Origin of the sequence: Microcoleus sp. Pol12B3 (assembly GCF_036701355.1) — a bacterium.
Lineage (GTDB): Bacteria > Cyanobacteriota > Cyanobacteriia > Cyanobacteriales > Microcoleaceae > Microcoleus.
This window is the reverse complement of record NZ_JAUBQS010000032.1, coordinates 46,764-73,459: the sequence shown is the minus strand read 5'-3', so window position 1 is coordinate 73,459 and position 26,696 is coordinate 46,764. Positions and strand designations below refer to the sequence as shown.

The window sequence follows — 26,696 nt, the reverse complement described above, 5'->3', positions numbered from 1 at the left end:
ATATGAGGACGACCAGACATTGTAATTCTCTCCTTTACTTTTTACACAAGTCTATCACATCTTTAAAAAAATGGTATTAGCATCCGCCGTGCAGCTTAGAGGTGAAAAAATGAGAGCAAGAGCGAGTTTAGTAATGTCAGCACTCATCCCTTGAATTGGGTTATTTAGCATTTCGTTAAGCAGCGGTTTAGTATCTTTTGACCATAATCTCCTTCTGCCTAAGACTGTCCGACTCTCTCGAATACCTCGGCTCCAGGCGCTCCGAACTTTGGTGTGAAATTGTTTGATACCTGTGTAGGATTCAAAAAACTTCTTGCGAAAGTGTGAAGCTTGTTGCAGCGTTAAAGTGACTCCATGCTCTGCTTGAGCCATATTCTTAAATTTCTGTGCTCCCATGCCATAAATTAAACCGAAGTTAATAATTTTGCCTAGCTGTCTGTCTTCGACAGTAATTTCAGATAAGGGTTTTGCTAGCACCAAGGAAGCTGTGAGAGAGTGCAAATCTTCCCCTTTGGAGTAAGCTTTCACCATCGTGCGATCGCCCGAAACCTTCGCCATGATCCGCAGTTCAATCTGGCTGTAATCGGCTTTGAGCAGGACGTAACCGGGTGCAGCTTTAAAACACTGTCGAGTTTCCTTATCTCTGGGGATATTCGTTAAATTTGGCTCTCGACAACTAAACCGTCCTGATCTAGCACCAATCTGAAACCAGTTGGGATGAATGCGCCCTGTAATCGGGTGAATGCGTTCAGGTAAACCCAGAGTAAAAGTATCGATACGAGCCGATAAACTGCGGTATTCTAACAGTGCTTGAATAACGGGATACTCGCCTTGCAAAGGAATTAAATGTTGAGAGCTAGTGGAAGTAACAGGAATACCTTTTTCTTGCAAAGCCGCTAAGACTTGCTTGGGAGAGCGAGGATTAATTGTATCCGTAAATTCTGGCAGCAGAGAGATTTGTTGGTGAGGGTTAGGTGGATGGAGTTGCGAATTAATTTGTTTTAAAAGAGAGTCGCGTTGATGACAGAGCTTCACTCCCAAAACTCTCCACTGTTCTCTATCTAAAAGCATTCCGTTGAGTTCCATAGAAGCCACCGCAGGCAGACAGGCAAACTCTAGTAAAGCAGTTTTGCAAAGCTTAGAAGCTTTCAGTTTTTGTTGCAGAGCAGCAGCCAGCGGGAGTAAGATTGCAGCATCGGTAGCAGCATATTGCAGTTGAGCGAGTGTTAAGTTTCCTGACCAATCGCTAACTTGCTGCGTTTTGTCTAGCTTTACTTTCAACAAATTCTCAGTGGCAGCCTCTAGGGACAAATGGCGTTTTAGTCCAGCCGTTAGCACTCGGTAAGCCAAATAGGTATCGAAAAAGGGTTTGGATGGTTCCAGTCCGGCAAAAGCGAGCATTTGCCATTCAAATTTGAGGTTGTGACCTACCTTCAGTGCAGGACTGGCAAGGAGCAAGCGTAATGGTTCGAGGGAAGTCGGTTCAATTGCCCATAAATCTACAATGATTACTGGATGGTCAGGAATGGCAAGTTGTAACAATCTAATTTTGGCTTGGTAGGGGTCAAGCCCTGTTGTTTCGCAGTCTATACCTATGATTTTTGCTTGTTGGAAGGGTTGAAGGGCTGTTTCAAGATTGAAAGCAGTATCGATCAGTTGGTAAGGGGTTTTAAGTGTAACTGGGAACTGAGCTATTTTAATTTTCTCGGGCGTCAAAGAAGTTGGAATAGCGGTTGATTGTTTCTGCTGGTTTAGCGGAGTAGGTTTCATAATTACTTGCTTTTCTAAAAAAAGTGAAAGGATATCTTTCTGTCAATCCTGCACGAAATTTAACTATTTTAAAGCAGGTATTCGAGAGTAGGTAGCTTGAGGATAATGGGTTTTATTTGGGAAGTATACGAGTTTTAAGTCAATACGCTTGGACTCAGAACAATGTGACTTCCTTTCACAAGTCGGGAATTCCAAAAAATCCGTGAAATTAAATTCGTCTGAAAGCGCTAACCCAAGCGTATTGAGTTATTATTCGGTTTTTTGTAAATCAATTTAAGTCCTGAACTTTAGAAATAAGGTAAAAGACATAAAGGATGGCGGTTGGTCTAAAAACAACCAGGGGTTGCCTGGTTTTGAAAATAGTTGCCAACTTTAGAGTCGGTAACAGTTGTTTTGACTATCCCAAGTGCCGCCTAAAAGGTCGCAGCCTGGTTTGCCCTCTGTAATCTTTTTACAGACGACTGCGTTAGCGTCTGTTGCCATTAAGAGCAAAAGGCTTGTTAGAGCGATAGCGAGGAGTTTTTTCATAACGGTGAGTTCAGATGTATGAACTTCACCGATACAGCACTGTTAAGTGCGACTTTAATTCGGAACGATTAGATTGTAAAAAAGATTTTTATATAGAGGTGGGTGGGAAAATATTGCTTGAATTTAAAGTTAAAGATTAGGATATATAATATAGTTGTCACAATAATTAGGTTTGGCAATTGAATCGCCCTATCCAGCTTCTTAGAGTTCGAGATCGACAGGTAGTTAATGCTATCCTGACATCCGTTACTGAGAAGCATTTAGAAGATGCCACCAACCTCTGGGAACCAACCCTTCGAGGGAGTGGAGAAGAAGATGAATACTGGAATTGGGTTAGTAAAAGCTATCGAACTCAATTTTTACCAGGAGATGAACTATATGCCATTGAGTGTGATGGCATAACTCAGGGTTTAATGACTATCGATATTTTAAAAAACGCTGCTATATTGAGTCTCAATTGAGACGAAGATTGGTTTACGTCAGAGCCCTAGCAACGGCTCCCTGGAATCGACCAACTATTAGCAATCCTCCAACTTATAAGGGAGTAGGTGGAACTCTGATAGATTTTGCGATCGCTCGTAGTGAGGAACTAGGATACCAAGGAAGGATAGGCTTCCACGCACTGCCTGGTGCGCTAGTATTTTATAGAAAGTTGAAAGTGGGGCTGCTAGACTGCGGTCCCGATCCTGAAGAACCCGACAATCTTAATTACTTTGAAACATTAAGGAAAGACAAATGAGTAACTCAATTCCCTCCCAGCCCCCATCCACAATAGATGATACAACCAGTTATCCGCGCTTGATGGAACTGATAGAAGCAGAAGATGCAGCTAATGGAGAAGTTGGCTGCGGTCGGGATTTGGGTAATAAACCTTCAGTTTATCTGAAAACCTGCGGTATCAATATCTCTGATGAAAAGCTAAGAAACTTGTTAAGGGAGTATTTAGGTCATTTATTGATGGAGCTAGATTTTGACTCAATCATCAACCAGGTGAGTCATTTCGTAGAGTCATTAGTCGTGCAGGAACACACTCAATTAGAGCAGACAAGACCAGCATTAATGCTCTTAAAATCAGTTTTTGAGCAAATTCCTGCGAAAGAACTCAAACAATGTATTGAGTCTGAATTGGGGGAGTTTTGTTCGGAAACTGCGATCGAGCAAATTGTTCAGTACACTGGTCAAGTGATTCACTATTCAATTCTCCAACCTCGACATAAGTGGCCCAAACCTATTTGGGTACTAAGTGCTCTTGAGAAGGTGTATATTGCTCAGGCATCTAGTTTAGATGCAGCAATTGCCCAAGTTAAAGCACAATATCCCGACGAAAGCGGAGAGCTGCAAGTAATAAAAGTCGGAGGTGTTCTCGCACCAAACCAAGTGATTTGCTTGGAGTTATTGAACAATTAATAAAAAATGCGGAAGTAATTTGGTAGCTTTGAACGCACCCCAACCTGCATCATATCCCCTCTCTTAAGCATGGGTATTCTTTAGCTTTTAGTTCCTACTCTCTCTTAAAAAACATTTTTCTCGACTTCGTATAATTGCCCAGTGCTGAGAGCCGTTAGGCAACCTTCATAAAGCTGCCCCCTCCATTTAGAGGGGGTAATTTTTACTGAACGCAATCGCTCACAGGAATGAAGTTGCAGGAACGCGATGCGATTTAAATTGGAATTGTTGACCACATAAACTCATAAAAACCATGCACAATGCTTCGATCGAACCTAATTCCGGCTATAACAACTCCGGTTACGAATCAGCACCCGATTTGACTGTCGGTTACTCGTCATCTAAAGAAGTTCGCCAAGGTAATTTTGACAACGGTTACCAAGAAAATGTCTATGACTTGTCCAACCTAGCAGATACTCCTTGGACAGATTCAGCAGTCCGCCCGAATCCACAGCTTGAGCTGGAGCTTGATTAAAGAAAAAAGCGAAGATGGAGAAATGCAGTCCAGGACGCACTATCAACCTAAAAAAAACAGTTTCTCGTTCTCATCCTCAACCTAAAATGACGGAATTACATTCAAAAACCGGGTTTTTGGGTAATTCCTAAAATGGAGAGAGAGAGAGGAAGAGGGGGAGAAAGGGAGAGAGGGAGAGGGCGAGAGAGGGGGAGAGGGAGATTTAGCTGATGGCTAATTTCTGCAATACTGCTCTATTTTTCGTAATGTTTTAAAAACCATTTAACGTTTTTCCAAACTAGAGAGAATAGAGCAGCTTTTTTTACCCGCATTTGAGTTAACATCAATAGGATTCCCATGAACAGTCCAAAGCAGTTAATAAAATTCAGCCAGGTAGGATCTGCTTTAATAGCTGCCAGTACACTCTGCCTAATTTTTGCTTTCATCTGCATTACTTTCTTCAGCTTCCCATCAATTGCTAGCGCTAGTTCCTTACCTACTAAAATTTGGGAAAAAGAACAATCTAGAGTTTTGCTGCCAGATTGGAACCAGATTACCTTTAGTTCCCTGCCCGCCGTTGCTAGTTCTGGAAGTTCAGGCGGTCGAAGCTGGCAAGCCGGTACTTCTGTTGACAACATCTTGAAGCTGGGGGACATCAACGATGTAAAACCTGAAATTCTGTCTTTGCAAGCAATTGAACAATTGGCACTAGGGGATATCAATTTAGAAAATATCAGCTTGTCAGCATTTCCCTTAGCTGGTAAGCAAACTGTCGGTCACTTGGCTGAAATTGTTCCGAATCTTAGCCAATTTCAATTGAGCGATGTTCCTCCACTTGCTTCTTTATCTTCTCAAATAGCCGCAGTGAACCCTAACATCAACCAATTACCAATTGGTCAAGCTGTAAAACAAGTACCGCAACTAGCGCAGGCAAAACTTAACCAAATTGACCTATCTGAGTTTGCGATCGCCCAAATCCCCAACCTTAATAGCGTAAATTTAGAACAGTTCTCTGGCTGGTCAGAGGAACTCATCAGCAATATTCCGCTGCTGAGTCAAGTCCCGCTTTCTAGCTTTCCGGTTCCTATTGCGTCCATTGGCAGCGCAGTTATGCGAATTGACATGATTTACAGTCGGTACGAAAGCAAACGCAATAACACAATTTCCGGTTCTGATGTAGAAGGATTTGCGGTAGCCTGCGAGAAAGATTGCGCTTATATCGAACTCGACGACATGGAAAACGCCGGTCGCCGCGCCACAGGGCCACTAGAAGGCAAGCAGTGGATTAGCGGCAAATATCAGGAAGTGCGAGGTGGTTCTGGCTGTTTGACCGGTTGGGAACCGACGGGCCGGCATCCTTTTGGGGAAGTGTTTAAAGTAGTGGTAATGGAACCGTCAGAAACCAGCGATACTGTTGACACGGCCCTGTACTTCAGGTTTAGTTTGCCCTGCGGCAAATCGCCTTACATTATTGGTCCGGTTCCGTTTCTCAGTTACAGCGTTAATTCGCCTATGTTTGTCGGTCGATTGGAGGGCGGTTCTTCTAACAGTATTTCGCGTTCAAAAGGCGTCGCATCTGAAACAAAACCTTCAAAGCCGCTGAGTTCAAATCAAACTAAAGAAAACCCTTTACCAACTCAGCCTCTACCTGAATCCAAGCGAGAGTGCGCGCGCCCCGCAACTTACGTTAACGGTGTGGATGTAGCTTCATTAGGGGAGGCGTTAGCAAAGCTTTCCGATGGAATCGCCAATTTGGAAAATGCAGCCAGTGCCGACTACGAAGCCATTGGCGAGATCGTTTGTACCGAAGGATCTCGCAACTGCGGGCGGGCGATCGGTCGCTATCAGTTGATGAGTTACCGGGAAGACGTGCAGCGTGCTGTCAGCTCAATTCCAGGGGGGGCTAACTTTATCCTAAACGTCAACAAAGGCCAAAAACCTACAAGAGAGGAACTCTTCCAATATTTTCCTCCTGCTGTTCAGGATAAAGTCTTGCAAAATTCTCTAGCTGAGAACTTAGTCAGCAGCCAACAGGAAATTGACCCTAAAACTGGGCAGGTGTTCAAGGGCGATCGCTTAATTGAGCGAGTAGCACAGAAACACTTTGGGGGTTCTGGCAGTAAAATTGATGCCAGCTATTCCAATATTTTAGGCGGCTACCCTCTCAAACAGTACGGGGAAAAAGTTCGAGAGCTTTATAACCACAATACCAGCGACAATTGCCAAGCTAATTCTGGTGACAGCAATGGCATCAGCAACTCGGTCGGCTCGGCCACTACTTTAAATGCTAGTTGGAGTATTAAGGTTGCGCTGTTCATTAGCTCTTTTTTGGGGGGAATGTGGTTTTTAATTCGACTTTTTTACAAGCGAAAGCAGCAACTTTTTATGATTCTAATCGGTTTGGGACTAGCAATTAGTTTTGGCACGGCTGCACTCTCCCATTGAACCAGGGGAAAGAGGAGGTGGAAAAGCAAGTTATTAACAATTCTAACAACTTTCTCTACCACCAGGACGTTTTTAATTGCTGAAACCATTGATTGTATGGCATTGATATCAATTTCGGTTGTATCGGAATGATTAAACCACAGAGGGCACAGAGGACACAGAGAAAGAGAAGAGAGAGATAATTCCGATGTCAACTGATTAGATATGACTTCTAAGCTGTTCAGCATATAAATTGTAGAGTCGTTTTGTATTCCCCGAAGTCAGTCATAAAAATTGACTGTAAGATTTAGACATACAACAGCTTAGTTCAGCAAAACAATCTCTCTTTTATTGTCTTTTTCTTCTGCTTTAGTGTCCTGTTTTTTCTTGTATTTTGTATAATTGGAGTAACAAATGGTTAAACAAAATAGAGTTAAACAACAAACAGCAGGCACCCAAAAGATTGTCAAACCCCCGGTTTGGTTAAATAAACTTGGTTACTGGTTTCGCATTGGTTTGACAGTTTTTACCGCCCTGTCGCTATTATTGGGGACAGTTGCTTGCACGAATTCTAGTTCAGCAACAACCGCACCAGCTTCTTGGCAACAAGCTTTGCGAGTCACTCCAAAAGAAACTTTAACCCTAATCGTAAAGGAACACAGCAGCCTTCCAGAACTTAAAGTAGCCGCTGGGCAAAGTGCAGTGGCGGAAGCAATTAAGAGAATGCGAGTGTGGCAAGTTAATGGCTCGGTAGGACGGCTGAACCTTTATGATTTCAATAATTCCACTCTGTGCGGCACAAAAGGCTGCCTTTATGTTGGCTACTTAATTCCTAATGATTCAAGTCAAATGCCAACAGAAGTATTTGCAGCTTATCTCGACCCCCATAAACCGCCGAAAACTCCTTTGTTTAATGCTGACAGTTCTTCGCACGAGGGTTTGCCTTGTCTAGGAGTGAATCAGCTTTCCAAAGAAGGCCGCCGCCAGCTTCAATTTTGCTACGACGGCCTTACCTATCAACTTGCTGACAGCCAGCTTTTCAGTAGTTAGTGTTTAGTAGTCTGCGGGTTCATCGAAGTCAAAATCTTCTGCTGAATCAACCTCAACTTCAACCTCAGCAGCCTCGGAAAATTCATCTAATTCCTCTAATTCTGAGTCGGTTCCTCCTTCAACTTGTGCAATTTTGCGAGGGGGCGACAATTTACCTCGATTTTTGCGGTTAGTTACGCTTTCTGGTAACGCCTGGACTTCAGGTTCCGCACCAGCAGCTATAGCTGGCAACTGGGCATCGCTAGCGTCAATGAAGCCAGCAATGTTATTGTGCAGTCCCCAAATCAATTTCTTTTGTGGTTTTTGACCGAGAAATAGCTTATGAAAATTAGCATCAGTTGGCTGAGTAATGCTGTGAGTTTTGCAGCAAAAGGATTTATTTTTGCCTTCCCCTTCTTTGACAGCTCTAAATTCGACATTCAACACTCCCAAAGAGCGCCACTTGTCATTTTTACCGCTGTAATCTCTCCCAAAGCAATCAGCAAATGCCCGTTCCAAATTGCGGTAAAATTCTTCTCTAGCGCTCTTAAAGCTCCAGAGGGCTACATTCTTGAAGCGGACGACAATCGGTACCTGATGCAGGGGTTGGTTTTTGGGATTTAGAAAGATGAGAGCGTGTTCGGAACACACTTCCTGCGTCTTTTTATCGAGGGAATCGCGATATTCGTCGTAAAGCCCAATAAAACTACCTGCTAATTCTCCATTTTCTTCAATATCTTTGTAGCGGATGTACTCAGGCACAAAAGCTAATACCAACATTCTCGCTTTTGGGAGCAGTAAGCCTGTCACTTCTTCGCTTAGTTCGACCGTTGTCAATTCCTCAACATTAGGTATTACGTGCCATTCCGCTTTGACAAGCTGGTCGTTCGGGAGCAAAATACCTGCTGGGTTATCGTTAATCACGATTCCATAGGGCAAAGAGGGCTTGCGAGTTTGGTTGTAATCACTGTTGAATAGCTCCGGATCTATCTCGTAATAATCAGCACTCTTGTTCTTTTGCGTGTGGGACTTTCCACTAGAATTCTGTACTGTCTTACTGGGAGATTTCGCGTTATTGCTTCTTACCATTGTTTACCTATTTTTGTCATGGTCTCCCCCTTGAGGCGATAGCCGCTATCTGAAACATTTAGTTTTTTTAAGAGCTAAAAAAAATGAACAATTTGCAATTTCTGCCTAAAATTCACAAAGCTACCTTGGTACCAATGGCAGTTCAAGCTCCTAAACGTTCGTTAACTAGCATAGATTTTGGCGGGTTGTTGGGTCAGTTTATGAAGCCAGAGGGACTGGCAATGTTAGGGCTAATGGCAGGCTTACTTATTGCTTCCAAATTAGTTGGAAACGGGAAGGGTAAAATTACCTCCGGGCGGCTCTGCGGGACGGCTGAAAAATTGGCAGCCACAGGCTCTGCCCTCAAGCAAATGAAAGAAAAAAAACGGCAGCCCGTTACTTTGTGGAGCGGTACGCCAACTTATTGGTTTAAAGGTTGTCAGGGATTGAGTGCTCGATTGCAAACGCTATTAGGTGCAAATCCGACGGTTTGGTTTCCCCACGCAGAACGCGGAACTTTAGTCATTGGTGCTCCGGGTTCTGGCAAAACATTCAGCGTCATTGACCGGATGGTTGAAAGTGCATTCCAGCAAGGTTTTCCTGCCATTATTTACGACAAAAAAGGAGACCAGATGAAAGTGCTTGCACCCCTTGCAGTTCGCTACGGCTACGATGTGCAAGTGTTTGCGCCAGGGGAAGCTTACAGCGGCACTATCAATCCTCTGGATTTTATGAGAGATGCACAAGATGCAGTAATGGCAGCAGAAATTGGACAAGTTATTGCTCGAAATGCTAGTCCGGGGGAGAGTAAAGGCAATGAGTTTTTTGAGAAAGCAGGCGAGTTGATGGCGAAGGGTTTAGTGCAGTTGGCAAAAAGCAGTCCTTACCCGGATTTAGCTTTTGTGTACGCAATTATTCAACTGCCTGATTTGGTCAAGCGCATCGACCACGCCGTTCACCGACCCGACGGTCATCCCCTCAAAATGGACAGGTGGATTGCCTCTAGTTTTTCGCAGTTATTAAGTTCAAAAGATGCTGAAAAAACCGTGGCGGGCATCAAGGCCACCGCAGAGGCTACCTACTCCAGTTTCATTCAAAAAGATTTGCTGCGGGCATTTATTGGTCGCAGCACCATTCCAATTGCTTTAGAAGGGAAAAAGTGCATTATTTTCAAATTAGATGACCAAAGACGCACTGTAGTGGGGCCGCTGTTAGCTGCTGCTATTCACTTATGTGTGGTGTCTAATTTGAGTCGGGTACGTTCTGACCCATTTTTGTACTGCTTAGACGAGTTTCCGTCTCTCAAGTTCGACAGAATGGATCAGTGGGCTAACGAATATCGTTCTGCTGGCGGCGTACCGATTGTTGGCATTCAATCACTCAATCAACTCTATAATCTCTATGGGGATAAAAAAGGGGCTGCGATCGCCAGTGCTCTGTCAACTCACGTCCTCTTCAACCCCGGCGATTTTGAGACAGCCGAGAAATATTCTAAGCGTTACGGGGAAGTGGAAGTGCTGGTAAAAAATCGATCGACCGGCAGCTCGACGGGGCAGCAAACGAGCCGTTCTGTCAACTGGAGCGAACAGTTGCAAAAGAAACCGCTGATTAGTCCTGACGAAATTCTGAGGTTTCCTCAAGGCAAATGCGTCATCACTTCACCGGCCTACGCAACGGGGGCGGAAGCTTTATTTCCCTACCCTCTCAAGATTCCGGTGCGGCCCGGCGACATAAAGCGAGCTAAAGAGTCTGAACAACTGTGGGACAGCAGCATCAGACCGCAGCTTGAAAGGCGGGCGAAAGCTTTGTCAGTAGAGCAGCAGACAGGTAAACTGCTCAATATAGATGAAGAGCTGGATCAGCGGATTCGATTCGCTTACCAATTGCTGCCACATCCGAACGATCCAGAAGAACCCGTGACGGTGGCTGATGTTAAGTCGCCTGTTAATGCTGCTGATGCGAACAGCGCGGCTGGAAAAATAGCGGTTGGCAATATTCGGAAAAAACTCAAAACTCTGTCCTTTGGTGGCGATAGATGATGGAGCAAACTAAACAATTTTTGGCTGACATTTTGATTGTTGACGATATTCCCGCTAACATTCAACTACTCTCTCAATTGCTAATTGAAAACGGTTACAAAGTCAGGAAGTTGATTAGTGGAGAGCGAGCTTTAAAAGCAGTAGAGTTGCAAGCGCCAGACTTGATTTTGCTAGACATAAAAATGCCCGGTATGGATGGTTATGAAGTCTGCCGTCAACTTAAAGCATCTGAAGCTACTTGTGATATCCCTATAATTTTTATCAGCGCTTTAGATGACGTATTTGACAAAGTAAAAGGGTTTGAGGCGGGCGGTGCTGACTACATTATAAAACCTTTTGAGCCTGTTGAAGTGTTAGCGCGGGTATCTGCCCAACTTAAAATGCAGCGCTTGCAGCAGCAACTTCGCTGCGCTAACGTGCAATTGGCTGCACAAAATGTTCAGCTAAGCCAGGAAATTCAAGAAAGACAGCAAGCAGAAGCCAATTTAAGAATGCTGTTGCACGCTGTTTCGCACGATTTGCGATCGCCTCTATCAGGAATGTCGCTGCTGCTGCGAAGTCGCCTCAATGATGCTGGCAGCAACATTGCTATTGATAGGCGGACTATGGAGGTTATGGTGCAAAGTTGTTCGCGCCAACTCCAGTTGATTGAGTCACTAACAGCAACACAACAGTTTGATGTGAAAAGTGCTTCTTTAGCCATGAAGCCGCTGTCGCTGCCCACTTTAGTCCAAAATATTCTTATTGAAAGATTACCAATTCTCAACCAGCATCGAGTCAAGGTTAAGCAGCTTTTTGCAGCCGATTTGCCTTTAGTCAATGCTGATGCCCAGCAGCTCTGGCGGGTGTTTGGCAATCTGATCGACAATGCTGTTAAATACAATCAGTCTGGGTTTATTTTGACTGTAGAAGCTAAAAAGGAAGGTGAGATGGTTCGCTGTACGGTTGCAGACAATGGGGCAGGAATTTCTCCTCAGCAATGTGCAAGATTATTCGAGCCTTATACGAGGGGAGTTGGAGTTAGTTTAAGGCAAGGATTGGGATTGGGACTTTACATTTGCAGGCAAATTGTTGAGGCTCACGGCGGAGAAATTGGCGTTGATAGCGAATTGGGAAAAGGAGCGAGGTTTTGGTTGACATTGCCAAAGTTTGAAGATTGACAAGCTGTTATAATTTGCTACGCGATAGCTACGCCTCAAAAAACACTTTTTTTAGAACAATTAGAAGCTGCATTCCAACGGCTAAACCAGCCCCAAACGCAGTGCTTTAACGGCAGCCTGGGTGCGATCGCTCGCTTCAAATTTAGCTATAATCATCTCTACATGACCTTTGGCGGTGTGGACGCTCATGCCTAGCCCAGCGGCGATTTGTTTATTGCTTTTACCCTCAACTAGCTGCTGCAAAACCTGCATTTCCCGTTCAGTCAGCTTGATGTCGTCATTCGCATAGCTTTCGGGCAGTGGCGTTTTGAGATTTTGCAGCACGCAGTCGGCAATCTTAGGGTCTAGGTAACTGCCACCTTCTTGCACAGTCGTAATCGCTGCTAGAAGTTGTTCTGCGTTAGTGCCTTTAACGCAGTAGCCGTGAGCGCCGCTTGACAAAGCCGCCATTACCTGAGTTGGATTGCTGTGGTGGGTGAGCATCAAGATACGAGTATGCGGCAGTGCGGCTCTGATTTGCTGCGCGGCTGCAATACCGTCGATTCCGGGCAAGTCAATGTCCATCAGCACGATGTCTGGTTGGTGTTGCAGCGTGGCACTGACGGCTTCGTTGCCGTTAACAGCTTGTGCGACAACTGTTAAATGGGGTTGGTTATTGAGGATATGCTGTAGACCGAGCTGCATCATCGGGTCATCTTCAACTATCAGGATGGTTTTTAGTTGGCTTGTTTTTGGTTGGGTGGCGGTAATTGCAGTCACGATTAAGATTCCTACTACATTTTATCCATATCTATTGTTTTTTCTCATATTAAAGAGTGTCATCCTCCTATGGAGAGAAGAAAAGTATTGATTTTTGGGCAATTTCGTCGGCAATAGGGTGCATATCTCTCGATAGGAGGATGGCAATAAAATGTGAACTGATTATATCGATACTTCGTTGATTTCATCCAAATTGATAGCTGTTGCTACTTCCTTCGGTTTAGGTGTTAGATGACCATTGAGCTTGATAACTGTTTGTTCTGTCTCTCGTTCAATGGTAGTCAAAAGCCAATTTTGAGTTTGTCGGTGTTGCTTGCTGTCCCAGGCAAACAGAACTTTTTCTGCTGGTTGAGTCGGGTGCAGTGCCAAAATAATCAGTTGTAGCTTGTGAGGCTCGATCTCGAAGAATTCGGCAGCTACCCATAACTTAACTCGGTCTTGCCAAGTCAGTACAGGATGGCGAATCGCCCACTCAAATAGTCTGGGTGTTCCTTTGACTAAACCCACATTTGTACGGACTTGTATCACTTTAAATGGAGGAGAAGGGGAAGAATTTTCTTCTGTCACTCCCCTTTTTGTTCGGTCTAGTTTTGTTTGAATTGGAATGTCAACAAACAGTTTTCGCTGCGGTAAAAACAGTGATGGCGATAGTTCTTTGAGCTGGAAAACCCACTGCTGGAACTGGGGGTGACTGTTGAGAATTGGCTCGACAGGTAATCCCATTAAAATTTGCTTGACAAGCAGTTGCAAGCGTTCTTGCAGATAGGAAGGAACAAGAGGTGGCTCTTGTAGTGGGCTAGTATGAATAGTTTGATTGAGGTCGGATAGAGTAAGGAGGTACATTGCTCAGAGCATAAAAGACTGAGCAATAGCGGCGATCGCCAGAAGTCAGGGGGGAATGGAGAATGAGACGCTGACTTTTCCGGCTTCTCAACCGAAAACCGTGAGGGTGTAGGCTGCTTGTTACCTAATTATACAAGTTTGGCTAAAAATGCTACTGATGAAGAAATGATATCGGCAATATCATCTGGATCGAGGGAATAAATCTTTGCTAAAACTTCTTTTTTAATTTTTTCAGAGCCTATCCTCTTGCTGCCACTCACTTGACCGATCGCCACCTCATCCAAACCGCGTTGATAAACTGATAGGGATATTTCTCCATCCAAATAAAGTTGCAGAGTCTTGGTACTGCCACCGCTTAACTTTGCCAGTTGCCGAAAGTTCTTAGAATCGGATTCGGGTATCGTTTTCCCTTTTAACCACCGATATACGGTTGAAAAATCTACTCCGATAGCGGACGCTAAAGCGCTTTGAGTCCAGCCTTCTTTCAGCAGCAGCTCGATCAACTGAGTCAGCCGCTTTTGGCGATCGAGTATAAGAGAAGATACAGAGCTAACAGTCACAATTGCTTACCGAAAATTTAGGTTTAAAGTCCTGGGGCACACGGGAACTAACGCCCTTGCGAGACACCGACAAGAGTTTGGCTGAGGATACTCCTCCGAGTGTAAGCCGAGTAGTGGAAAGAGGAAGCCCAAAGAGTGGTCTTGGGAATCCCCGCGCGCGAACGCACCCGGAGGATGTCAACTAATGCTTTTACCGTACACTATTTTACTTTCTGCTGCGTTGAAGCCGATACTTTTTCGCTATTTTACGCCCTTTCTACAAAATTTGAGCAATCAAAGCCTTAATCGATTACGCAACTACTCTTGCATTATGCAATACTTAATCTTGCACCGCGCAAGACGGACGGAACATCAATGTCATCCTCCAACACAGTTCGCGGTTCTGATGCACATAACTTCTCTGTTGTTCGCAGCGCTGAACTCACTGCGAGAGTTGCACAGGACTGCCAGCTAAACAAAGCCGACGCTAAAGATTTGTCTGCCCAGAGCACGCTCACTGATGCTGAAGCATTAGAATTAAGCAGCTTGGAAGCTACAGTCGAACGGAGCTTGAAAGCTTTTTGGGAAATAGGGCAAGCTTTGCGCCATATCCGCGATCGGCGTCTCTACCGACAAGACTTCTCGACTTTTGAAGACTATTGCACTAAGCGGTGGGAAATGTCTCGTCGCTCAGCTTACCAATTGATCGAGGCGGCAACCGTCTATGAAAATGTGCGCCATGGCGCACAAATCCTTCCCGCCAATGAGCGCCAAGTTCGCCCTCTAACAGCACTACCCTCCCAAGAGCAGCCTAGGGCTTGGGCCCAAGCCGTTTCTACTGCTCCGAACGGCAAACTTACGGCTTTTCACGTTGCCCAAGTTGTTGAAGAACACCAGAAAAAAATTTCGAGGAATAAGTCTAACAACGAGAGCAGTTCCAAAAACCAACGAACTCAAACAGCCAATCATCCGTCAAACCGTGAAATTTCAGCATCCACTCAAAAGAATGCTGGGGAATTGGGAGCAACATCCAGTCAGAAAGAAACTCCATGCCGAAGCTGCTGGAATTGCTATCATTGCAGTTTTGAGCCTGTTCAAGACGACCCTCACAGTTTTTATTGTCAAAAGCTAGGCAAACTAAGCTTTATTGAGAAAGATGGTAACGAACGAGGATCTAAATGTAAATTGTGGCTCGATCGATGGATCGAGCCAGAGTTAGTCAAAAAGGCAAGACGAGCCCAACGAGATACTTTTACCTTAACTCTACAGCTCCCGATACACCTGCAAGCCCAGATGCAAGATGCGGCTAAAACTCAAGGGCTGGCTGTAGTAGATTGGGCAGCACAAATCCTTCAAGCAGCAGTTGGTAAGTAGTATTGGGCTAGAATTCGTCTAAATTAAACAGCGTAAATTGGTGAGGAGATGTTGTCGTTTTTCTGGATCGGCGTTTGCCCTTAACAACTTCTTGAATTACTGGATTTGAGTAAATTGATGTCTTCTCATTCAAGTCAATAACTTCTGAGCTTTCTCGTGAACTTATTTCATGTTCGACTGGACAATCAGTATGATTTTTAGCCTGGGACTCGACTGGCTCAAACCACTCATTATACCAGTAAGCAGCGTTTATTGATTGAGGTCTATCGCTACTTAAAGTATTGCCAAGGAGCAAATCAGTTTGACCCAACCACCAAATCGGAACAGCCAGCCAAGGTGAAAACATATAAAACTGAAACAAAGCGCATTTTAACAGAGTAGGGTCTATATCTTGACCGATACCGCTCAGACAGTAATTTGACTGTGTTAACATTAAAGCACCCGTACCGCACGCAGGTTCATTGAAGCTGGAAATTCGCTCTGTTTTATCACCACTGACTAACTTAGATATGAACTGACACAAAGCTAAGGGTGTCGGATAAAACCCTGAACTTTTTTGAGCAGTCTTTCCGCAAATTTGGGGTAGCAGTCTGCCCATATAATCTTCAGGATACAGCATGAGAATTGACAGGTCAAACATCTGATAAAGACGCATTGATGCACCTTCACAGCCGGCAGGTTCTTTGGGTAAAATCTTGTAAGCTGGATGTCCGAATGCGAACAAAACCCAGTCCAAGAAAAACTCCAAATAGTCCCAAGCTGACCAAGTTTTCCATTCTCCATGTTGAGGAATGCAATTGAGGCTATTATCTAACATGGCTTCTGCGGTAGGAGAATGCTGCCATTCGATTTGGGGAATCGGTTCTGCTGGCAAAGTTTCCTCAATTACAAATTTGGGTAAAATTTCTGGTTTTCTGTTTTCCAGAATGGCTAGCATTGGCTCCATCTTCCACCGCATCCAGGCATGAGCGGGGACAGCTTGACACAAAGCCCAATAATCCCACCTTCCCCATAAACATCGGTCTATTTGTGCGAGAATTGTTAAAAGCCAGCCATGCTTTAAATCTCGTGTGAGGTTGGGGATTAAAGCTTGCTTTTTCTTTTGTTTATAGGGTTGATTTTTGAAATGTAACAGCGTTGACTCTCTAATTTTGGAGTCAATGATTGGCAAGACAAGCTTGTTTTTCATGAGTACAAGTCTGAAAAATGCACCCCTAAAAACCGCAGTAGCGGTTCGCACAATTTTATGTTGATGCAAGCAGCGTCTTGTTTAATAAAAACAGTAAAAACAAATTGGGAATAGAGCGTAGCTTTTTTGTGTGAAAAAAGCTACACTCTATTCCCCACTCCCATTTTCCCTATTTCTCTCTCCCATTCCCTCCCATTTCTCAGCCGTCTATTCCACCAATCTTTTGATATTTAAGGAGTAGAAAATGCTTCGCACAGCAGCAGCCCCACCTGCTTGAGTAAAGCTTTGTTACCATCAGGGCATCCCGACTGAATCAAACATTTAGGACAGCCAGAACTGCAAGAACAACTGCGGGCTAACTCAGCAGCCGCATGAGCTAATTGAGGGAGAGAACGAAAAATAGCTTCCGAGGTTCCCGAACCTCCTTCTGCTAAATCGTAAAAGAGTCCTGCATAGTCATTTGCACCTCTCTTCTCTACCAGAAAATTCACATCATTAGGTGAAGCCAAAATAGTCAGAGGTAAAGCTGCTAAAATTTGATGGCCGAAACTGTGAATAGCCAACAAATTCGCGGGGTACTCCCACAACTGCTGATATCCGGGCGGAATCTCCTGTTGAGATTGAAGCAATTCCTGGCGAGTAGCTGTTACTACCTGTTGCAGATAACATTCAACCGGGGAATTAAAACTAATTTGCAGTACAGGAGTCGCAAATTTTATTTCGTAAGGTTGCTCAAAGTTTACCTCATTAAGAACCGATGTTAGCTCAGCAGAGCGAGTTCTCTTGCCACAAACAGGACAGGCAGTACATTTTGGTAAATGCTCTTTGTAATTGACACACTTTCTATTGAGACAAGTTAACTCGTAATTGCGAGTTAATAATTGATAACCAGTGACGAGTTGGCTAATTTCTCCCCAAACCAGTTCCAGAATAGCTTGAGCTGGAATTGCCTTACTATCCGTTGAATTGGTTTGAACATTTCCTTCAACTTCTGGAATGACCAACGGGATTTGTTGAGGCAAACTCAAATTCTGCTTGAGGCTGGTATGAGTGTGGCTAATCGCTACAGTAAACAGTCGAGTTTCAGGGGTGTTTTGCAAAATAGCTTTGCCATTCAAGAGCGAGCGCGAAGTATAAGTCACCAAACAGCCGTCTGAGTTTTGCGTGCGGTAAATAGCACCAGGAAATACCTCTCGATAAGCAATCTCCGCACTGAGGAGTTCAATCTCTTCTTGAGTCTCCGCATCCACCAGTTGTATCGTGCTAGAACCCGTTCCCCCTCGAAAGTTTACATCTTTATGGGGAAAGCCTTTAGCCCATAATTTATCCCGACTTTTGTGAAGAACACCTTGCTCAATTAAAGCCGTTGCAATTTGAGGAGCGCTCTTGCCAAAGTAGTGCTTGAGCTTATTGGCCCGAATGCCAGTTTCAACAGCCGCGCACATCAAATGTTTGGCAATATCTATGGGATAATTGGCATTAAAGCTCACCAATTCAGATTCGGCCGACACCAACAATTCAGGGCGCTCGGCAAAATAGTTATCCAAAGGTGATTGTGCAATGGGAATGAAGACAATTAAACCGGAGTTTGCGCGACCAGCCCTGCCAGCCCTCTGCCTAAAAGCTTGCAAGCTTCCCGGCCATCCCCTAATAATAGCAAAGTCAAGTTGAGGCAAATCAATTCCTGCTTCGAGAGCGCTAGTGCTGAGGATACACTTAACTGTTCCTGACTGCAAAGAGTTAATAATTTCCATGCGGCGCTCGCTTGTTAAACTGCCGTAAAAAATTGCTACTTGCGACTCAATTCCCGAGTTAGTTTGAGTTACAGCTTCTTGCTTAAAAGTGGCCCACAAGTTCTTAATTGCTTGTCGGCCGTTACCGAAGCAAATTCCGCTTTGCCCTTGCTGCAACAAAAACATAATGATGCGAGCAACATCTGAATTAGCATCATGAGTCGGTTTAGTAACAATTAATTGCCGTTCTGGGACAGCAGCTCCGCTAGAGTTAATCCAAACTAACCGCTCGGGTTTATTGATATTTCGCTTTCGACTTCTACCAGATAGTAACTTCGCCAATTTAACTGGATTGCCAACGGTAGCACTCAATATCAGGAATTGCAGTTTTTGAGAAGAACCTCCGCGCTCGTCTACTGCCAATTTTAATCGGCGAATTAAGCTAGCCATGTTAGCTCCGTAAACTCCGTTAAAAGTGTGAGCTTCATCTAGGACAATATAGCGGAGGCGACTTAAAAAATGCTGCCAAGGCTGACTCCAGTGAACGCCTTTCAGCGCATAGTGAATTAACTCTGGTGTGGCGCTGATTATGCTGGGATTTGCAGCTAATAATTGTTCTCGGGTTTTGGGAGGAGTATCTCCAGTTAGAAGGGCAAGGCGCGGGCGCGCAGGCTCAGGAATCAGTTGGAGCAAATCGGCAAGTTTTTGACTTTGGTCGGCTGTTAAAGCTTTCAAGCCATAAATAGATAGTGCAGTAAATTGATGTTGGAGAATGCCCTCTAAAATAGGCAAGTACGCACTTAAAGATTTGCCAGAAGCTGTTGCTGTGCTGAGGATGACATCTTTGCCCTGGCGCACGGCTTTGAGTGTTTTAATTTGGTGCGAATAAAGCTGTTGAATGCCTTGGCTGTGCAAAGCAGAAATTATTGAAGGCGGCAAGTCTTGAGGAATTTTGTAGAGCTTAGGAGTTATAGCAGTCGCGATTGTCTGATAAATAACCTCTTCGCCTAAAAACTCACACAAATCGGCTGTTGCAGTTGGCTGCAAGTGGCTTGCTTCTGGGAAGTTATTTGGGTGAAAATCATGTCTGGCTATTAGTTGGGAAAGAAGGTTGATATAATTGGGAGGCATTGGTCACTCTAAGAATGAATCTTTTCTCTCTTACTACCGATAGGTAGGAAAAAGAACGAGAGAAGAAATTAATAAAAAAACTGGGAGTCGGACTGATTTTGGTAGCAATTATGGGTTTGGGTTCAGGAACCAACAAAGCGGTAGACTTCCACCTCACTGCGCGATTACAACGAGCTAATTACACTTATCTGTCAGTAGTTGTTTTAAGCGTTCGGCCACTGCACCAATCAACACCTTCTTGCGTCTAGCTGGAATCCAAATAAAATGGTATCTAATAAGCGTTACTGATGTAATTTTTAGTCTGTATTTATCTTGCATATTGATTGTCGTTAAGTCGTCAACATCTACAATAACCTCGTACAATAATTTAAGGAGGTGGTGCAATTTGCTTTTAAGCTTCAAATACAAACTTAGACCTAATCAGCAGCAATCCCAAAAACTAATCCAGTGGCTCGATATGTTGAGAGCGAATTACAATTGGTGCTTGCGTGACAGGATTGATGGTTGGCATCAGCAGTTTATTTGCGGTGATTATTGCGACTTGAGGACTCAGGTAGAAATAACGCCTTTGACTTGCGGTATTACTAAAGGAACCCAACTCGCCAACCCCTGGAAGGAGGGCGGCGGTAAAGCCCAAAAAGAAGGATATAAAGATACATCTCCTAAGCGGTCAGCATCATTAATGCAAGATGCAAATCTGCAAGAGTTAAAAGAGGCAAGACCTTGGTATCAAAGTATTGATATTGGAGTATTGCAGTCAATTCCAGCCAGAGTTAATGAATCCTTTAATAAGTTTTTTAAGGGCGCAGGGTTTCCGAAGTTTAAGCGCCGTCACGATTTCAAATCGTTTAGCTACAAACCAGGAAGAATCAAGATTAAAGGTAACAAAGTTTACCTCCCTAAAATTGGGTGGCTGCGTTTCTACAACTCTCGCCTTATCCCCGAAGGATTTGAGATTAAAACCGTAACCATCAGACAGAAAGTTGATGGATGGTATATCTCGGTCAGGATAGAAAACAAAGATATACCAGGCTTCCCAGTAATTCCAGATAGTGAAATCAAAACTATCACTGGCTGCGATATGGGGTTAGGTAAATTGGTTTATCTCTCTGATGGCAGCGCCATTGATAATCCGCGATTTGCTACCCACAAGAAAGCTAAGCGTTTGATGCGAATCAGACAGCGACGGGTTAGCCGTAAGCAAAAAGGTAGTAAGAATCGCAGTAAAGCTCAACTTAGAGTGAGCAAGCTGCACAATAAAATTCAACAGCGTCGCGAATCTTACCAGTGGGATGTAGCTAATCGGATTATTAAAAGATCCGATGCAGTTGTAGTTGAAGATTTACAGATACAAAACATGATGAAGCGGTGCAAACCTGTTAAATCTGAATCTGGTAGATTTCTCCCCAACGGTCAATCGGCTAAACGTGGTTTAAATAGTTCTATCGCTGATGCGAGTTGGTATGCGTTAACTCAAAAACTTGAATATTTGGCTGTGAAGTCAGGCAAGAAGCTGTACCGAGTTAACCCAAGGCATACCAGTCAAACTTGTAGCAAGTGTAAGCATATTGATAAAGATAGCCGCAATGGTGAAAAGTTTATCTGTACCAATTGTGGGCATATTGATGATGCAAATTTGCAAGCTGCAAGGAATGTGAAAGTTAAGGCGATAGAAACCTACAAGTTGAATATTGTCAAAAAGATTAAATCGAAAATGGTACGGCGGGACTCGTCGAAACCAGTACAGTTGAATCTCTTTGAGGTTGAATTGTACGAACGCTCGTCAGTTAACACGCTGCCTTTAAAAGGCAAACGGCGTGTGGGCGAGAACCCACAGGGCAAGCAATTGTCTCTTTGGGGTATTTAGAGCGAAATCTCTAAAGAATCCCATCCCCTTTAGGGGTGGGAGTGTCAACTTACAGATTATCCACTACCTCCGGTTGAGCAAATTTTGGGCTTTCTCGTTTGGATGATGCAGGAAAGATGAGCTGTTATTAAACAAAAATAGCGACCTAGTGCGATAAATAAACTCAAAAACTTCTTTGATAAATTAATGAGAAAAACAACTTCTTTATCACTACAGTTAATTAAGACTTACGCATAAACTCTATCTGTAGGTTACGCCGCGCACCTTACTGCTACCAATAGTGTTGCAAAGCAGTTTTTGCCTCCAGGATTGTTAATGAAAGACTGCCGAATTAACTCGGCAGCGCTTTCCTGTTATTTAAGGTGAGTGAGTTGAGTGATGCTGAGCAAAGCAGGCAACATCGAGTCAGGCTTATCCCCTGTTTTGAGAGCAATTTCTAAATCAAACAAAATGGAGAGCGATCGACTTAAGAAGTTCGCAGATACTTCCTTAACCTCCTGCTTAAGGAAATACAGCCGCTTCGGGTTACTAATTCCGCACATACTAGCAATTTCGCTATCAGAACGTTGTTGGTCGGAATTGATAGTAGCTTTTACCCAAAGCCAAGTTTTAAACTGAGTTTGGAGAGTGGCAATAATTGCTAAAGGAAACTCTGCCCGAGATAGCAATTCATCAAGCACCTTAATTGCCGCCACTGCTTGACCTTTTAAAAGAGCTTCGGCAAGTTGAAAACAGTTGGCTGTGGTAGCTGGAACGAGGATTTTAGCAGCTTCTTTGGTAATGCGAGATCCCGCTGCATAAATAGCTAATTTCTCCAGTTCCTTAATCATTCTAGAAGAATCGTTGCCAATGGCTACCGCTAGATAACTGACAGCATCTCTGGCAATTGAGAGATTCATCTGTTTAGCAGTAGTAGCGATCACACTTTCAATCAAATCAGTACGCCAAGGGGGAATGAGAGTAAACTCCTTAAGTTTACCAAAGTGCAACAAATGCTTGACTACCTTGAGCCGTTTGTCGATAACAGCAGCAGTGAAGACTAAGTGCGTTGTAGCAGGTAATTGGGGCAAAATTTGCAGCAATTCTAGCCCCATTTCTCCAAATTGCTTGAAATCGCAATTTTCAACGACAATAAGTTTGTTTCCACCGCCGAAAGGAACTGAAGCAGCAGCAGAGAGGGCTGCATCCAGGGAAGAAGCATCGAAGCGGTGGATGTTGAAATCTCGCCAGAGAGGATGAGTTTGAGTCTTAAAATTTTCAACTTCTCGTTCAATTGCGTAGGTATCATTCCCAATTAGGATGCTAATCATGCTGCTAACTCCTCCTGTTGTTTGACAGTTACAGTAACAGAGCGGCCTAAAGCTTTAGTAACGATCCGCTGCACGGATTTAAGGTGACTCTGAAACTTGTTTGCGTATTTTCTTTCTACTGCTAACACACATGAATCAGCCGAAAGTTCGGCAATTTGAGCGCGGTTTAAGAGGCTACGATTGCCTGGTTTCGCTGCTGCTACTACTTGCGCCCAAGTTGTCTCAAAGTCAGGAGAATCTGCCTCTATTTTTTGAGGGGTTTTATCACAATTGTCAGGCTGATTAGATGGGGAAGTTGCCGACGATCGCGTTTCGGGGGCAGCGGGTTTGCTTGACAGCATCAAGTTCAGCAGACAAACTTCTAACCAAGTAGCAGCATTGGTGCTAGTTCTCAATTGAAATTCTGATTTTTGCAATTGTGTACAAGCCGCATCAATTGTTTCAAAATCGAAATGAAGAGCGAGCGAGCGCAGTTGTGAATAGCCTACTGGCCCTGCAATTAAATTCTGGCAGTGGCGCGTTGATTTGACAATGAGCAAATCTCTCATTGCTGCTAGCAAGCTGCTGAGAATCAGTTTAGGGGTTTTGCCGCTGTCAATGAGCGTTCTCGAAGATTGCAGTACGCTTAAGGTATCGCCAGAATGAATGGCTTTGAGAAGGGCGATCGACTCTTGCTCGCTGATACTGCCAGATACTTCTGCAACTTGAGTTAGGGTAATCTCTGAGTTTAGCAGTGAAAGCTGAGAGAGTAATTGCAAGGCATCTCTTAACCCTCCGTCGCAGGTGCGAGCGATCGCCCGCATCGCCTCACTTGCGATCTCAATAGATTCAGCGGAGCTAATGTTGTGCAATTGTCCGATAATAGCATCAACTGACAAGGCTCGGAAGTTAAAAGTTTGGCAGCGGGAGATAATTGTCGGCAGGACTTTATGTGCTTCAGTCGTACAGAGAATAAACACCACATGAGCCGGAGGTTCTTCAAGGCATTTGAGGAGAGCATTTTGAGCGCTGGTACTGAGTTGGTGACACTCGTCTAAAATCCAAATGCGGTAACGGCTCATCGCTGGCGCAAAGTTGCTGTGTTGTATTAATTCTCTGGCATCATCCACGCCATTGTGAGAGGCAGCATCGATTTCAGTTACGTCTAAGCTTGAACAGGAGTCAATGGTTTTGCAGCTTGAACATTCTCCGCAAGGAGTGGCGGTTGGCTTTTTGCTATTCAAACAATTGAGGGATTTAGCAAGAATGCGAGCGGTTGAAGTTTTGCCTGTTCCTCTGGGGCCAGTGAATAGGTAAGCTTGAGCAATTTTGTCGGAGGTGATGGCATTGGTCAAGGTTGTTTTGATGGTGTCTTGACCCACTAATTCTTGGAGGTTTTTGGGGCGGTATTTGAGGTGCAGTGGTTGGTACATTTTGAGTGGTTAGAATACTTCTGGTAACTATTCCCCGATAGGGGAGCCGTGAGCCGTGCCTGAAGTTAAACTCATATGACTTACGCATAAGCTCTATCTGTAGTATAAAAATTGTGCATTTTACCGCTACCAATAGTGTTACCAAGTATTTTTTGCGTAAGTCCTGGCTCAGTTGTTGGCGCTGGCGCGCCGAACACACTACCGCAAGAAAAAATTGCTAAACCATCTGCTGCTGAGATACAGCAAAAAAGCACGGCATGAAGGAAAAATCGAAAGCAAAAGGTTTGAGCGAGTGGAAACTGATTCCAGATCCCAATACTGGGGCAATTTACACCCCGCTTACTTGCGATGTAGGGAGTTTTAAAGATGCCAATTGTCGGCTGTCGCGAGCTTATTTAAACCAATGGAGAGAGACATTAAAACTCACTAATTTACCAGCAAAATCGTTGCTTAGCTAAAAAAAAAGTAGTAAAATATATGTGGTGTTTGTAGACAATTTACTGTGGTATGGGCAAAAACCACTTAAACCCTCCTAATTTATAAGTAGTTGGACAGAAATATTTACCCAGATATAATTTTGTAAGGCTCACAGGAAGAAAATTTTAGATTTTATTTTGTGTAATTAATTCTGTCCAACTACTTACAGCAATAGGCTCCGAATTTTTGCAGGAGAGGGCATCAAATATAGATGCCACTCCCACATGCACGACTATTCTTGCGGAGCGACAATATATTCGCACTCTAAAGCCTCTGTACCCGACGCAGGCGTTCCAAACGGTGCAATCAGTAGGGGAGCGGTAGGAGTTGCCATTAACACCCGCAAATCAGAGCTGGAAATTGCTTTGGCTGTATCAATCAAATAGCGGATGTCACACTTGAGACAAAACTCACAACCCCATAGCTTGGCATCAACTGTCTCAGTTCCTGAACTGAGAGTATTGTTGAGTGATGCTCGCACTTGTTGGGCATCTAAATCGAATTCTAAAATAGCTGTTAGGTGAGACTTGTCGCTGTGAGAAGCTAACCTCTCTAAGGCTTTTAAAAAGCTCAGCCTCTCAACCACCACTTGATGGCTAAATTGATGCCGATAGGGAGCGATAATTTGGTCACAAATTGGATATTGCCCTTCTAGCAACTTCGTTGTCAACCGCCAATTATTCCACTCGAATGCGACAAAATTACTAGGTTCCTCTGGCAAACCTTCATAGTAAATCGTAACTTTGTCAGCAGAATTCAAAGAACGCTCCAATAACCGGAGTACCTTAGCAGGGACAGTAAAATTAACTACTTGACGGCTCAAAAGATAGGAATTGCCGCTTTCGTTCAATCCTAAAACCATTGCTATCCGATGCCCATCTGTCGTCCAAACTCTCAGTTGATCGAGTCCTCTGTCTGCGTCGTGACTGAGTTGAAAATTCCCTCCTGTTAAAATGCGTTTGTTTTCCTCAGAACTTACAGCAAATAAGCTAGCTTTTAGGACAGAAATTAACACGCTAGCAGGAAGCGTTACAAGTTTCTGTTGAACGCTGGGGATAGCCGGAAATTCGTCCGCAGCTAGCCCGCGAATGGCGTGCTTGCTTCTTGACGCACTCAGAGTGGCACTGACTGATGGAACGTGGCTTCCTTTAATAATTTCAGAAGAACTCTTTAAGGTAAGGCTGCCGTTAGGAAATTTTCCCAGAATGTCAGCAAGTATGGGTGCGGGGAGGGTAAGCTTTCCAGATTGATTGACATTCGCACCAAAGCTCACTTGCATTCCAAATTCTAAGTTGTAGGCAGTTAGATGCAAATGTTGAGTTTCTGCATCAGCTTCAATCAAAATATTGGACAAAATGGGATGGCTGCTATTGCTGGGAATGATGCCTTTCAGGGCTTGTATATAATCGTTGAATTCTCTTGAATTGCAGGCAACTTCAATAGCTGATGGGAGAGTAGAAGGGGAAGGCAATATTGCCTCATTTGACAATGTTTCTAGAGAAGGAGCATCGACGGCTGGAAGTGCTGCAAAATTTGTGCAAGTTTGCGAGGCTTCTACTTTTTGTGGAGAGATTGTTAAGGGTTCGCAAACCGAGTCAGTTTCAGTTGTTGCTTTGACTGATTTCTTCACAGTTTTGGCAGAATTATGTGCTGTGGCACTCGAGCGTTTTTTCTTAACTGTTCTCTCCCAATTTTCCTCTTTAGGGGGTGTTCCTGTTAGTCGAGATTTTGCCATAATTAGTCTGGTGTCAGGGGTGCGATTGGCCGCTGCGGTAGCAGCACTTATTCAGGTTGTTGAGAAAGAGGAGTGGGAAGGGGAAGGAGAAGGAGAAAGAGAAGGAAAAGGAGAAAGAGAAGGAAAAGGAGAAAGAGAAGGAACCCACGCTTAAAAACATAGGATTGAAGGGTAGACATTTTGTATCTAACTCGGTGGGTATCGATACAATTATTGATTTTTTGAGCGTTGCTATCAACCCACAACTAAAGTTTTTATCTCCATCTTTATCTTCTCTTTCCCCTTGCCCTTTCGTTTCCTTGTTCGCCTTATTTTATAAATAGGACTTACGCACAGACTCTACTTTAGGAATTACGCAACTGGCATAGTCCAATCGATTTGTAGGGTGCGTCAGACTTTCGTTATAAGG

22 protein-coding genes are annotated in these 26,696 nt (G+C 44.0%); 11 read left to right on the top strand and 11 right to left on the bottom strand.

The annotated features are described in order from the left end of the window. Window positions 1-54 precede the first annotated feature (54 nt). Window positions 55-1,770: a DNA polymerase gene (locus QUA53_RS17485; protein WP_333098671.1), complete on the bottom strand. Its 1,716-nt coding sequence runs from the start codon at window positions 1,768-1,770 to the stop codon at window positions 55-57. A 707-nt stretch (window positions 1,771-2,477) separates the two neighbouring features. Here QUA53_RS17485 and QUA53_RS17480 point away from each other — a divergent pair. The 6 genes from QUA53_RS17480 to QUA53_RS17455 all read left to right on the top strand — a co-directional run bounded on the left by QUA53_RS17480 (window position 2,478) and on the right by QUA53_RS17455 (window position 7,672). Continuing rightward, on the top strand, window positions 2,478-2,759 hold the full coding sequence (locus QUA53_RS17480; protein ID WP_333098673.1) for a hypothetical protein: 282 nt from the start codon (window positions 2,478-2,480) through the stop codon (window positions 2,757-2,759). Window positions 2,760-2,767: 8 nt separating this feature from the next. Continuing rightward, complete coding sequence (locus tag QUA53_RS17475) at window positions 2,768-3,037, top strand: hypothetical protein (RefSeq protein WP_333098675.1); 270 nt, start codon at window positions 2,768-2,770, stop codon at window positions 3,035-3,037. After that, window positions 3,034-3,705 carry a hypothetical protein gene (locus tag QUA53_RS17470; RefSeq protein ID WP_333098676.1) on the top strand — a complete coding sequence of 224 codons (672 nt, stop codon included), beginning with the start codon at window positions 3,034-3,036 and terminating at the stop codon, window positions 3,703-3,705. The genes QUA53_RS17475 and QUA53_RS17470 overlap by 4 nt, the downstream gene beginning before the upstream one ends. A 292-nt stretch (window positions 3,706-3,997) precedes the next feature. Continuing rightward, window positions 3,998-4,219 (top strand): hypothetical protein, encoded by a 222-nt coding sequence (locus QUA53_RS17465; RefSeq protein WP_194008911.1) that lies wholly within the window; start codon window positions 3,998-4,000, stop codon window positions 4,217-4,219. A 336-nt stretch (window positions 4,220-4,555) separates the two neighbouring features. Further along, window positions 4,556-6,643, top strand: coding sequence for a hypothetical protein (locus QUA53_RS17460; RefSeq protein WP_333098677.1), 2,088 nt, complete (start codon window positions 4,556-4,558; stop codon window positions 6,641-6,643). A gap of 393 nt (window positions 6,644-7,036) precedes the next feature. After that, window positions 7,037-7,672: a hypothetical protein gene (locus QUA53_RS17455; protein WP_333098679.1), complete on the top strand. Its 636-nt coding sequence runs from the start codon at window positions 7,037-7,039 to the stop codon at window positions 7,670-7,672. A 3-nt stretch (window positions 7,673-7,675) separates the two neighbouring features. Here the strand turns inward: QUA53_RS17455 and QUA53_RS17450 are convergent, their stop codons facing one another. Further along, window positions 7,676-8,740, bottom strand: coding sequence for a DUF5895 domain-containing protein (locus QUA53_RS17450; protein ID WP_333098681.1), 1,065 nt, complete (start codon window positions 8,738-8,740; stop codon window positions 7,676-7,678). Between the two features lie 83 nt (window positions 8,741-8,823). Here QUA53_RS17450 and QUA53_RS17445 point away from each other — a divergent pair, with 83 nt between their 5' ends. Then, window positions 8,824-10,758 carry a type IV secretion system DNA-binding domain-containing protein gene (locus tag QUA53_RS17445; protein ID WP_333098683.1) on the top strand — a complete coding sequence of 645 codons (1,935 nt, stop codon included), beginning with the start codon at window positions 8,824-8,826 and terminating at the stop codon, window positions 10,756-10,758. Then, a complete protein-coding gene (locus QUA53_RS17440; protein ID WP_333098685.1) occupies window positions 10,755-11,918 on the top strand; it encodes a hybrid sensor histidine kinase/response regulator in 1,164 nt (387 codons plus the stop codon). The genes QUA53_RS17445 and QUA53_RS17440 overlap by 4 nt, the downstream gene beginning before the upstream one ends. A gap of 81 nt (window positions 11,919-11,999) precedes the next feature. Here the strand turns inward: QUA53_RS17440 and QUA53_RS17435 are convergent, their stop codons facing one another. From QUA53_RS17435 to QUA53_RS17425, 3 genes are all read right to left on the bottom strand, one after another. Then, window positions 12,000-12,677 (bottom strand): response regulator transcription factor, encoded by a 678-nt coding sequence (locus QUA53_RS17435; RefSeq protein ID WP_333098687.1) that lies wholly within the window; start codon window positions 12,675-12,677, stop codon window positions 12,000-12,002. A gap of 162 nt (window positions 12,678-12,839) precedes the next feature. Beyond that, on the bottom strand, window positions 12,840-13,520 hold the full coding sequence (locus QUA53_RS17430) for a hypothetical protein (RefSeq protein WP_333098689.1): 681 nt from the start codon (window positions 13,518-13,520) through the stop codon (window positions 12,840-12,842). A gap of 128 nt (window positions 13,521-13,648) precedes the next feature. Further along, complete coding sequence (locus QUA53_RS17425; RefSeq protein ID WP_193975537.1) at window positions 13,649-14,080, bottom strand: helix-turn-helix domain-containing protein; 432 nt, start codon at window positions 14,078-14,080, stop codon at window positions 13,649-13,651. Between the two features lie 354 nt (window positions 14,081-14,434). Here QUA53_RS17425 and QUA53_RS17420 point away from each other — a divergent pair, with 354 nt between their 5' ends. Further along, window positions 14,435-15,433, top strand: a complete 999-nt coding sequence (locus QUA53_RS17420) for a hypothetical protein (protein ID WP_333098692.1) — start codon at window positions 14,435-14,437, stop codon at window positions 15,431-15,433. 7 nt (window positions 15,434-15,440) lie between these two features. Here the strand turns inward: QUA53_RS17420 and QUA53_RS17415 are convergent, their stop codons facing one another. From QUA53_RS17415 to QUA53_RS29250, 3 genes are all read right to left on the bottom strand, one after another. Then, window positions 15,441-16,622, bottom strand: coding sequence for a hypothetical protein (locus QUA53_RS17415; RefSeq protein WP_333098695.1), 1,182 nt, complete (start codon window positions 16,620-16,622; stop codon window positions 15,441-15,443). Window positions 16,623-16,852: 230 nt separating this feature from the next. Continuing rightward, window positions 16,853-19,486, bottom strand: coding sequence for a DEAD/DEAH box helicase (locus QUA53_RS17410; RefSeq protein ID WP_333098697.1), 2,634 nt, complete (start codon window positions 19,484-19,486; stop codon window positions 16,853-16,855). Between the two features lie 174 nt (window positions 19,487-19,660). Further along, window positions 19,661-19,804, bottom strand: a complete 144-nt coding sequence (locus QUA53_RS29250; RefSeq protein ID WP_445243051.1) for a transposase — start codon at window positions 19,802-19,804, stop codon at window positions 19,661-19,663. Between the two features lie 67 nt (window positions 19,805-19,871). Here QUA53_RS29250 and QUA53_RS17405 point away from each other — a divergent pair, with 67 nt between their 5' ends. Then, entirely contained in the window at window positions 19,872-21,353 is a 1,482-nt protein-coding gene (locus QUA53_RS17405) for a transposase (protein WP_333098699.1), read from the top strand. A 353-nt stretch (window positions 21,354-21,706) separates the two neighbouring features. On the opposite strand, the gene holA is transcribed toward QUA53_RS17405, so the two are convergent. The 3 genes from holA to dnaN form a co-directional block, all read right to left on the bottom strand. Next, window positions 21,707-22,663 carry a DNA polymerase III subunit delta gene (gene holA, locus QUA53_RS17400; protein WP_333098700.1) on the bottom strand — a complete coding sequence of 319 codons (957 nt, stop codon included), beginning with the start codon at window positions 22,661-22,663 and terminating at the stop codon, window positions 21,707-21,709. Continuing rightward, the gene (dnaX, locus tag QUA53_RS17395; RefSeq protein WP_333098701.1) at window positions 22,660-24,075 is read right to left on the bottom strand and encodes a DNA polymerase III subunit gamma/tau; all 1,416 of its coding nucleotides are present in this window, start codon (window positions 24,073-24,075) and stop codon (window positions 22,660-22,662) included. The genes holA and dnaX overlap by 4 nt, the downstream gene beginning before the upstream one ends. 709 nt (window positions 24,076-24,784) lie before the next feature. Beyond that, entirely contained in the window at window positions 24,785-26,182 is a 1,398-nt protein-coding gene (gene dnaN / locus QUA53_RS17390; RefSeq protein ID WP_333045415.1) for a DNA polymerase III subunit beta, read from the bottom strand. 22 nt (window positions 26,183-26,204) lie between these two features. Between dnaN and QUA53_RS17385 the strand changes: the two genes are divergently transcribed. Further along, the gene (locus QUA53_RS17385; RefSeq protein ID WP_333098703.1) at window positions 26,205-26,441 is read left to right on the top strand and encodes a hypothetical protein; all 237 of its coding nucleotides are present in this window, start codon (window positions 26,205-26,207) and stop codon (window positions 26,439-26,441) included. The last annotated feature ends 255 nt before the right edge of the window (window positions 26,442-26,696 follow it).

Excerpts from the sequence above, each read along its gene's own strand:
- QUA53_RS17485 (WP_333098671.1), bottom strand. The coding sequence starts at position 1,770 with ATGAAACCTACTCCGCTAAACCAGCAGAAACAATCAACCGCTATTCCA.
- QUA53_RS17470 (WP_333098676.1), top strand. The coding sequence starts at position 3,034 with ATGAGTAACTCAATTCCCTCCCAGCCCCCATCCACAATAGATGATACA.
- QUA53_RS17465 (WP_194008911.1), top strand. The coding sequence starts at position 3,998 with ATGCACAATGCTTCGATCGAACCTAATTCCGGCTATAACAACTCCGGT.
- QUA53_RS17460 (WP_333098677.1), top strand. The coding sequence starts at position 4,556 with ATGAACAGTCCAAAGCAGTTAATAAAATTCAGCCAGGTAGGATCTGCT.
- QUA53_RS17455 (WP_333098679.1), top strand. The coding sequence starts at position 7,037 with ATGGTTAAACAAAATAGAGTTAAACAACAAACAGCAGGCACCCAAAAG.
- QUA53_RS17450 (WP_333098681.1), bottom strand. The coding sequence starts at position 8,740 with ATGGTAAGAAGCAATAACGCGAAATCTCCCAGTAAGACAGTACAGAAT.
- QUA53_RS17445 (WP_333098683.1), top strand. The coding sequence starts at position 8,824 with ATGAACAATTTGCAATTTCTGCCTAAAATTCACAAAGCTACCTTGGTA.
- QUA53_RS17440 (WP_333098685.1), top strand. The coding sequence starts at position 10,755 with ATGATGGAGCAAACTAAACAATTTTTGGCTGACATTTTGATTGTTGAC.
- QUA53_RS17430 (WP_333098689.1), bottom strand. The coding sequence starts at position 13,520 with ATGTACCTCCTTACTCTATCCGACCTCAATCAAACTATTCATACTAGC.
- QUA53_RS17420 (WP_333098692.1), top strand. The coding sequence starts at position 14,435 with ATGTCATCCTCCAACACAGTTCGCGGTTCTGATGCACATAACTTCTCT.
- QUA53_RS17415 (WP_333098695.1), bottom strand. The coding sequence starts at position 16,622 with ATGAAAAACAAGCTTGTCTTGCCAATCATTGACTCCAAAATTAGAGAG.
- QUA53_RS17410 (WP_333098697.1), bottom strand. The coding sequence starts at position 19,486 with ATGCCTCCCAATTATATCAACCTTCTTTCCCAACTAATAGCCAGACAT.
- QUA53_RS29250 (WP_445243051.1), bottom strand. The coding sequence starts at position 19,804 with ATGCAAGATAAATACAGACTAAAAATTACATCAGTAACGCTTATTAGA.
- holA (WP_333098700.1), bottom strand. The coding sequence starts at position 22,663 with ATGATTAGCATCCTAATTGGGAATGATACCTACGCAATTGAACGAGAA.
- dnaX (WP_333098701.1), bottom strand. The coding sequence starts at position 24,075 with ATGTACCAACCACTGCACCTCAAATACCGCCCCAAAAACCTCCAAGAA.